At 68.6% G+C, this 8092-nt stretch carries 6 protein-coding genes; 2 read left to right on the plus strand and 4 right to left on the minus strand.

The genetic code is table 11. The features are described from left to right. Nucleotides 1-736: 736 nt before the first annotated feature. The 3 genes from EST92_RS18175 to EST92_RS18185 form a co-directional block, all read right to left on the minus strand. Complete coding sequence (locus tag EST92_RS18175) at nt 737-1459, minus strand: methyltransferase domain-containing protein (protein WP_129281955.1); 723 nt, start codon at nt 1457-1459, stop codon at nt 737-739. A gap of 207 nt (nt 1460-1666) precedes the next feature. Further along, complete coding sequence (locus EST92_RS18180; protein ID WP_129281956.1) at nt 1667-2836, minus strand: glycosyltransferase; 1170 nt, start codon at nt 2834-2836, stop codon at nt 1667-1669. Then, entirely contained in the window at nt 2836-5688 is a 2853-nt protein-coding gene (locus EST92_RS18185; RefSeq protein WP_129281957.1) for a CDP-glycerol glycerophosphotransferase family protein, read from the minus strand. Before EST92_RS18185 ends, EST92_RS18180 begins: the two co-directional genes overlap by 1 nt. 641 nt (nt 5689-6329) lie before the next feature. Between EST92_RS18185 and EST92_RS18190 the strand changes: the two genes are divergently transcribed. Continuing rightward, nucleotides 6330-7217, plus strand: coding sequence for a Bax inhibitor-1/YccA family protein (locus EST92_RS18190; RefSeq protein WP_129281958.1), 888 nt, complete (start codon nt 6330-6332; stop codon nt 7215-7217). 116 nt (nt 7218-7333) lie between these two features. On the opposite strand, the gene EST92_RS18195 is transcribed toward EST92_RS18190, so the two are convergent. Then, nucleotides 7334-7561, minus strand: coding sequence for a DUF4287 domain-containing protein (locus EST92_RS18195; RefSeq protein WP_006605171.1), 228 nt, complete (start codon nt 7559-7561; stop codon nt 7334-7336). Between the two features lie 98 nt (nt 7562-7659). Here EST92_RS18195 and EST92_RS18200 point away from each other — a divergent pair, with 98 nt between their 5' ends. Beyond that, nucleotides 7660-8019: a hypothetical protein gene (locus EST92_RS18200; protein ID WP_129281959.1), complete on the plus strand. Its 360-nt coding sequence runs from the start codon at nt 7660-7662 to the stop codon at nt 8017-8019. Nucleotides 8020-8092: the final 73 nt, after the last annotated feature.

The following is an 8092-nucleotide window of genomic DNA, read 5'->3' on the forward strand; positions in this document are numbered from 1 at the left end:
GGAAGCGGCCCGGTATCCGGGGCAACGGCAAGCGAGGTCGCGCTTTCGGGGGACGTGAACACCGGACGCCCTGTACGGCTGTGACCGGGGCGCCACGATTCCCCGGGCGCCCTGCCGGCCGTGGCCGGCGTCGTCGTCCGCAGCGCCCTTCCGCGCCGGCACGGGCGCTCTCCTGAGGGACGGTCAGAGCTTCTCCCGGCAGCGCTGTCCCCGGAGTTGACGACACGTCGGGGCCGCCGGGGGCCGTCCGCGTGGGGGCTGCGCTGCCGTCCCGCGTCGGGTGGGGCCGGCCCGTACGAGGGCATGCCGGACGGGCGCCGGGCGGCCGGCGTCGAGAGGGTCCCGGTGGACGCGGTGGCCGGCGCGCGGCCGGCGGGGCCCATGCCCGCTCGGCGGCCCGCACGAGGGTTTCTGCTAATTCCGACTGCCGCGGGTTTTGCGCCCTTTCGGCAGTACGGGCCGCGGCAGGTGACGGACGGCAAAGGCAAATGCCGTGTGATGCCATCCCGTGATGCCGTTCAGCCTTCTGTGGCGCACGTGTTTGGTACGTGCGCCTGCACTTTGTCGGCTTCCGGGCGAGGGCACTTCAGGAGAGCGCCGACAGCCATTCCGGTCCGCTTCCGGAATTCCCGGCGCGCGGAATGCGTACAGGGGCGCGCGGCCATGCCGCGGGCGCCCCGGAGGGGTCTCAGGGAGCCCCTGAGCCGGGAGCCGGGAGTCCGGTGACCGGGTGGGGTCAGGCGGTGGCCGCCGGGGCGGGCGGGACCGTCCGCGGGGCGGGTGCCCGCAGGGTCTGGACCTGCGCGGGAGGGAGGTTGCCCCACACCGTCGCACGGTGGACCCCGTAGCGGTGCTCGAAGTCCTCCATGACGGCGGTGACCGCCCGATGGCGGGTGATCTCCGTACGGCTGCTGAAGACGGTGCGGGCGACCTGCGTGCCGAGATAGCGGAAGTAGGTCAGATGCCCGCCCGGAGTGAGCGCGGAGAGGTACCGCTCGAAGATCGACTCGACCACGTCCGGTTCGAAGTTCGCGAAGGGGAGGCAGGAGACGATGACGTCGTAGCTGTGCGGGGCGAGGTGCATGTCCGTGATCGACTCGGGCACGATCCGGATCTGCGGAGCGGCCCCGGCCAGATCCGGGTCCGTCTCCATGGCATCGGTGAGTATTCGGACGAAACTGGGGTTGACTTCGACCACGTCCAGCTGGTCCGCGGGTCCGACGAGCCGGGCCAGGGCACGGGTGACCGTGCCGGTGCCGGCGCCGACCTCCAAGATCGCGGCAGGGCGGCTGGGCTTCCGCTGCCGGAGGGGGACCGCGAGCCGGGTGGCCAGCCGCCGACTGCTGGGGGCGATGGCGCCGGTGAGGCGTTGGGTGCGGGTCGCCTCCTGGAGGAACGCCAATCCTGCGGACGGGCGCCAGGGCGCACTGGGCCGGTGCGTGGTCTGCGTCAGATCCATGCGCACACGCTAGGGGTCTGATGAATTCCGGCCAATGCTCGGAGCGAGACGTGACAGCGCCACTGACCGGGCCGGACGCGGTGGTCCCGCACGGCTCCGCCCCGTGATAGCGCGGAATCCGGGGCTCCGGAGCACCGTTGTGGCCGTGGCGTGAGAGGGGTCACTCGCAGCAGGAAGTGACCTCTCTCACACCCGAAGTGGACCGGCTCAGCGCTCCAGGAGCGCGAACAGGCTCTCCCAGCGGGGGACGATCTCCTCCGTGGAGAACCGCTGGATGTTCGTCCGCGCCGTCTCGCCCATCGTGTCCCGGAGGTCCTTGTCGGACATCAGGGTGTCCAGGTGGCGGGCGAATTCGGTGATATTGCCCGGAGGCGCCAGCAGCCCGTCCACGCCGTCCGAAATGATCTCGTGGACGCCCGGCGCCACATCGAACGCCACACACGGGACGGCGGTCGCCATCGCCTCCATGGGGGCCAGCGGGAAGCCCTCGCCGCGCGAGCTGAGCGCGAACACCGCGCTCTCCCGCAGCGCCCCGGGAACATCGCCGGTCCGGCCCATCCAGTCGACCGTGTCCGCGATACCCAGCTCCGCGGCCTGCTTGCGCAGGGCCTCTTCCTCCTCGCCGGAGCCGTAGATCCGCAGCGTCCAGTCGGGGTGCTGCGGCGCGACCCGCGCCCAGGCCTCCAGCAGCAGGTCCACGCCCTTCTCCTCGTGGAGCCGGCCGATGCTGACCACGCACTTGTGGGAGCGGTCCGAGGGGACCTCGGGGAAGAAGGGCAGCGGGTTCGGCATGAAGCCGACGTTGTCCATCCGCTGCCGGATCCAGCGGTCGGCGTCCTCGCGGGTGAGCGTCAGCATCCGGTCGACATCCTCGTAAAACCGCTTGACCCGAGCGAAGCGGGACGACTTGCGGCAGGTGTCGAACGATTCATGGCTCATTCCGATCACCGTCAGCCCCGCGGTGTCGGCCAGCGCGACCCACTCCATCGCCCACACCTGGGTGACGATCACCACCCCGCCCGGCTTCGCCGCCCGGAACAGCGCGCTCAGCTTGGCGGCCTGCTCCTGCATACCGGCCTCGCGGGCGGCCCGGCGGCGCTGCTCGACGAGGTTGAGCCTGTCCTTGAGTCCGCGCACGGGCCGGACGGAGGGCGGGTGCTCCGTGTACAGCGTGGTCGTCTTGAACGGCACGTCGGGGGCGAGCTCATGGACCCGGCCCTCGGGGGGCGGCACCACACCGACGATGTGCACCCGGTGGCCCCGCTCGCTGAACAGGCGCGCCATCTGGTGGGACCAGCTGGTGACGCCGCCCATCTCATTGACGCTGTTGGAGACGAAGAAGATGTCCCGCGGTTCGGCTGCGTTCGACTTGGTCATCAACGGCTCCACTGCGCAAAAAACTGATCGACGATGCTCTTGGCGGCGTCGCCCCGGTCGTATTCGCCGAACTTGGCGAGGAATTCCTGGCGGCTCTTCGCATAGTCCTGAGCCTGCGACTCGAGCGACTTGATGGCCTTGTGGAAATCGTCCTCGGTGCGGACCACCGGGCCCGGCGCATGCTCCAGCAGATCGAAGTAGGTGCCGCGGCCCTCGTGCACGTACTCGTCATAGTCGTAGGTGAAGAACACCAGCGGCCGGTCGAGCAGCGCGTAGTCGAACATCACCGACGAATAGTCCGTGATCAGCCCGTCGGCCAGCTCCAGCAGGGGGGTCACGTCATGGCGCGCCGAGACATCGATGACCCGGCCCGCGACGGTCGGCGGCAGCACCACGTGATTGAGGTAGTGCGAGCGCACCAGGAGGACATAGCGGTCGCCGAACTGCTCGGCGAAACGCTCGACGTCAAAGGGCAATTCGAAGCGCCCGTGCCGGCCGCCCGCCTTGCGGAACGTCGGCGCGTAAAGCAGTACGGTGCGGTCCTCGGGAATGCCCAACTCCGCGGCCAGCGGCCCGCGTTCACGCCGCCCCAGCTCCGTTTCCCGCTGCCGGGCGCGGACCAGTGCGTCATTGCGCGGGTAGCCCACCCGCAGCAGCGTCTTCTCCTTGAGCCGGAAGGCCTTGGCCAGGGTGTGCACATCGTGTTCGGAGCGGATCAGGAAGCGGTCGAAGCGGTCCAGCGAACGCTGCTGCTCGGCCTGCTGCTCCCGGGTCTGCGCCTTCAGCGACGGCATGTCGAAGCCCATGTTCTTCAGCGCCGAGCCGTGCCAGGTCTGCAGGTAGGTGGTCTCCGGGCGCTTGGTGAGCTTGAGCGGGTAGCTCTGGTTGTCGACCCAGAACTCGGCCTGCGCCAGTGCCTTGAGGTAGGGCAGGGACCAGCGCTTGACCAGGGTGGCGTCCTTCGGGAAGCCCTCCGGGGACCCGGCGTACGACCAGATCGCCTCGAAGTCCAGGCCCTGCCGGCGCATCTCCTCGTAGAGGGCGCGCGGGCTGTCGCTGTACTGCTTGCCGAGGTGGCTCTCGAAGACCACGGTGCGCTTTTTGACCGGCAGCCGGCTGAACACCTCGTGGTAGGCGCGGAGCTTGTTGTCGCCGGAGACGACCTTCTGCCGCAGCGCCTTCGCCTTGCGGAACCCGGTCTTGGCCAGCGTCCCCGGCCTGCCCTGCACCCCGCGGGTGATCAGCTCCTGGACCCGCTCGGCGTTACGTCCCTCGCTGACCAGGCGGAATGCCAGATGCCCCTTGGCCGAGACATGCGGCTCGATGTGATCGGCGACCATCCGCGTCAGCCGCGGCCGCACCGGCAGCCCGCCGGACAGCTCGGTGTCGGCGACGGTGAGCCGGGTGGTGGTGGGCACCCCGTCCACGTCCAGGCGCAGCCGTACGTCCCAGATGGTGTCGACGATGCCCAGCGGGCGCAGCTTCGCGGTGAGGTCCGCGGCGGCCTCCCAGTGGACGGTGTCGCCGTCGTGGCGCAGCACCCGCACGGGGAAGTGGAAGGACTGCAGGCTGCGCCGGCGGGCGCTGAACTCCAGCCGGCCCTTCAGTGTGGCGTCCGGCGGGATGACGCCGAGCGGGTTGGTGATCCGCCCGGTCAGGGCGACGGACCGGCCGGAGGAGCGGAAGCGGGTGAGCTGATTGCGCAGGAACAGCTGGTTGACCGGCTTCTCGTGGTAGCCGACGTCCGTCACGTCCAGCACCTCGCGCCCGAACGCGTCATCGAAATGGCCGTCGCACCAGTAGATGCGGCCGTCGTGCTCGGTGAGCGGGGAAGAGACCTTGGCACGGTTGATCAGGGTGTCGACCGCCGGGATCAGGTTGTCCCAGTCGCCCTGCTGGAGCAGGTAGGCGCAGATGGCCTGTATCGGCTGGACCCGCTCGTACGCCTCGGGGGCGATGCTCGCGAGGTATTCCCGGGAAAGCTCGGCGAACTCCTGGCGATAGGCGTCGTCGCGGAAGGGCAGGTCCCGCAGGTACAGCACCAGGTCGTGCTTGAGGAATTTCACGTCCTTGGCGAGCTTCATATCGTCCAGCCCGCGCTCCGCCAGCAATGCGTCGATGCGCCGGTGGATCTCCAGCCGGTGCGCATAGTTGGTCATTTCGTGGCGGCGGTTCGAGACCGACTTCACGGCGGCCCGCTGGTATACGTGCCAGAAATAGACCTGATTGGGGATCAGGGTGATGCGGCGCGCCGAGAGATATGCCCCGGCGATAAAGATCAGGTCCTCGTAGAAAATCCCCTTGGGGAAACGGAGATTGTTCTCGATAAGGAACTCGCGGCGATAGCACTTATTGGTGGACAGGGTGTCCCAGACAAACAGGTCCGGAAATTCCGTGACGGACTCCACCGTGCGGGTCGTGGAGTACAGCCAGGCATACCACTCGTCGCGCTTCTGATTGCGGGTGTCCTTGTGCAGCCGGACGCACAAGCCGGAAACGATGTCCGACCCGGTTTTCTCGGCGGCCTCCAACATATTGCGGCACGCATTGAGTTCCAGGACGTCATCGCTGTCCAGGAACATGACGTACCGGCCCTGGGTGTGCTCGATGCCGACGTTCCGCGGCTCGCCCACCGCGCCACTGTTCTCCGGCAGCTGGAAGGCCCTGACCCGCCCGGGGTGCGCGGCTGCGAACCGCTGTGCCACTTCGAAAGAACCGTCCGTGCTGCAGTCGTCGACGATCACCACCTCGACGTCCCGGAGCGTTTGATCCAGTACGGACTGGATCGCGGTCGGCAACCGGTCGGCGTCGTTGTAGACGATGACGACTACTGAGACGTCAGGCACAGGCATCTCAACCCTCTCTCGCTGCTGTTTCCCGCCAGAATAGCCCTGTCTGTACCCTCGGATTGCAACCGATCGCGCCCATGGCACTACGGACGGTGAGCCGCGGGGGCATCGGGAAGGGGTACTCCGGGGTTCGGATCCTGACCATGTGTCAGCCCTGCGGATCCACCCATCAGGGCAAACTCCGGACGGGAGGGAAGACGGCCCCTCCCGCGAATCGGTTGCCTGCCGTGCCATGTGACGTCCGTTGCGATCAGACATTTATCGGATTCCGTTCGGAAGGCGGCGGGAAGGAGCCCCGCGCGGAGCAGAAGGAAAATCCCAGTTCGAGTACGGCGGCATCACCCGTGGACAACGGACGAGGACAACAGACGAGGACAAGAGCGCGGCAAGAAGGCGGTAAGGGATCGAAAAATTCGGGAATGCCGGACAGAGTGGCGTGACGCTGTGTCAGCAGGACCGCGGACCGGCGGCGTGACCGCTCCGGACCCTGCCGCGGGCACGTCTCCGGCCTCCCGGACGTCCTCCTCATGGTGGATGCGCCGTCCCGCGATCAGGGAAGATCCTGCTCAAGAACGAGCGACGCGCCTTTGCCAAGCCATTACGCTTGCCGTCAAGGCCGCGCAGGGCGGCCATGGAGGAGTGAGATGAGGAGCAGCAACCCGGTCTTCTCGCGACGGGGGTTCAGCCGCGACACCGGCTACGCGGGCTTCAACGCACCGCCGCAGGCCGGGGGCCCCGCCGCACCGCCGTACGCCGGCGCGAACCCGTACGCGCAGGGCGGCAACCCCTACGCGGCCGACGCGACGAACCCGTACGCCCAGGGCCAGCAGCACGTCACCCACGCACCGCCGCAGTACACGCCACAGACCCGCCCGATGACGATGGACGACGTCGTCGCGCGGACCGCCATGACGCTCGGCACGGTCGTCGCCGGCGCCACCGTCGGCTGGCTCTTCCTGACCGGGAGCCTCGGCTTCGCGTTCGGCGCCGGCCTGGTCGCGATGGTGCTGGCGGTCGTCCAGTCCTTCAAGCGCAAGCCCTCGCCCGCGCTGATCCTGTCGTACGCGGCGCTGGAGGGGCTCTTCCTCGGCGCGCTCAGCGGCTTCATCAACGACCTGCCGAAGATGAACGGCGCCCCCATGCAGGCGGTGCTGGGCACGCTGGCGGTGTTCGTCGCCATGCTGGTCGCCTACAAGACGCGGATCGTGCGGGTCACCGCCCGCTTCACCCGCTTCGTACTGATCGCCGCCATGGGCTTCTTCCTGCTGTCGGCGGTCAACCTGCTGTTCATGGTGTTCGGCGGCGGTGACGGCCTCGGCTTCCGCAGCGGCGGCCTGGGCATCCTCTTCGGCATCGTGGGCGTGGTCCTCGGCGCGCTGTTCCTGGCGCTGGACTTCAAGCAGGTCGAGGACGGCGTCACCTACGGCGCGCCCCGCGAGGAGTCCTGGCTGGCGGCGTTCGGTCTGACGATGACGCTGGTGTGGATCTACGTGGAGATGCTCCGGCTGATCTCGATCCTCCGGGGCGACTGACCCGTCCGGCGCCCGGGGCGCACACCGAAGGGCCCGCAGGCTGTTGCCTGCGGGCCCTTGGCATGAGGGATGTCGCGTGTTCTGGGCCGGAGGGGCCATAAGCCCGTCATCGGCGGTCAGAACTTCCGCGCAGCACGCCTGAGATCGTGTTCATGAACGATTGCTTTTGCGTGTCCGTAGGCGAGATTGTGCTCGCCGCGGAGCCAGCTGACCTTTTCGTCGAAGCGGAAGAGAGCGGGGCCTTCGTCAACGGTGCGGAGCCAGTCGGAGATTTCCCGGCCGGTGCAGTGCGGGATACGGGAGAGCATGTTCCGGTGGGTCTCTTCGGAGAAGAGCTGAGACATCGGCGCCTCCGGACGCGGTCGATGCTGGTACTTCAGCCCACCGTGCCTGAGCGTTCGGGCGTTGGCAACCACCCGGGAGTGGCGCATAGGCTCACGACGTGCTTGACGTGACCCCCTTGCAGACCGCCGTGGACGCCCTCGCCGACCGCCTCAGGTCGCTGCCGCAGAGCGTGCTCGGCCGCGGCGCCGCGGCCGAAGGACTCGCACTGGCACGGCAGTTGGCGACCCGTGCACAGCTGATCGAGCAGCCGGGACGGCCCCCGCGCGAGATGCCGGACGCCGGGATGTTCGCGGCCGGCGACCAGCTGGCGGTGGCCGGACACGATCTCGTCGAGGCGCTGCGGGCCGCGGCGGCCCGCGCGGCCGACGAACCGGCCGAATCTGACGCAAAAGTGGCCCCCGCCGACGAGCTGGCGGAGGCCGTGCGATGGGTACGGGCGGCGGCGGACCGCTGCTAGTGCCGTGACCGCATAGGTTCGCCGGGTTGGTGCTCATGGCTCTCGTGCCGGTTGGATGTGACGACACGTCCGA

The sequence above is a fragment of the Streptomyces sp. TM32 genome (assembly GCF_004122755.1).
Taxonomy (GTDB): domain Bacteria; phylum Actinomycetota; class Actinomycetes; order Streptomycetales; family Streptomycetaceae; genus Streptomyces; species Streptomyces sioyaensis.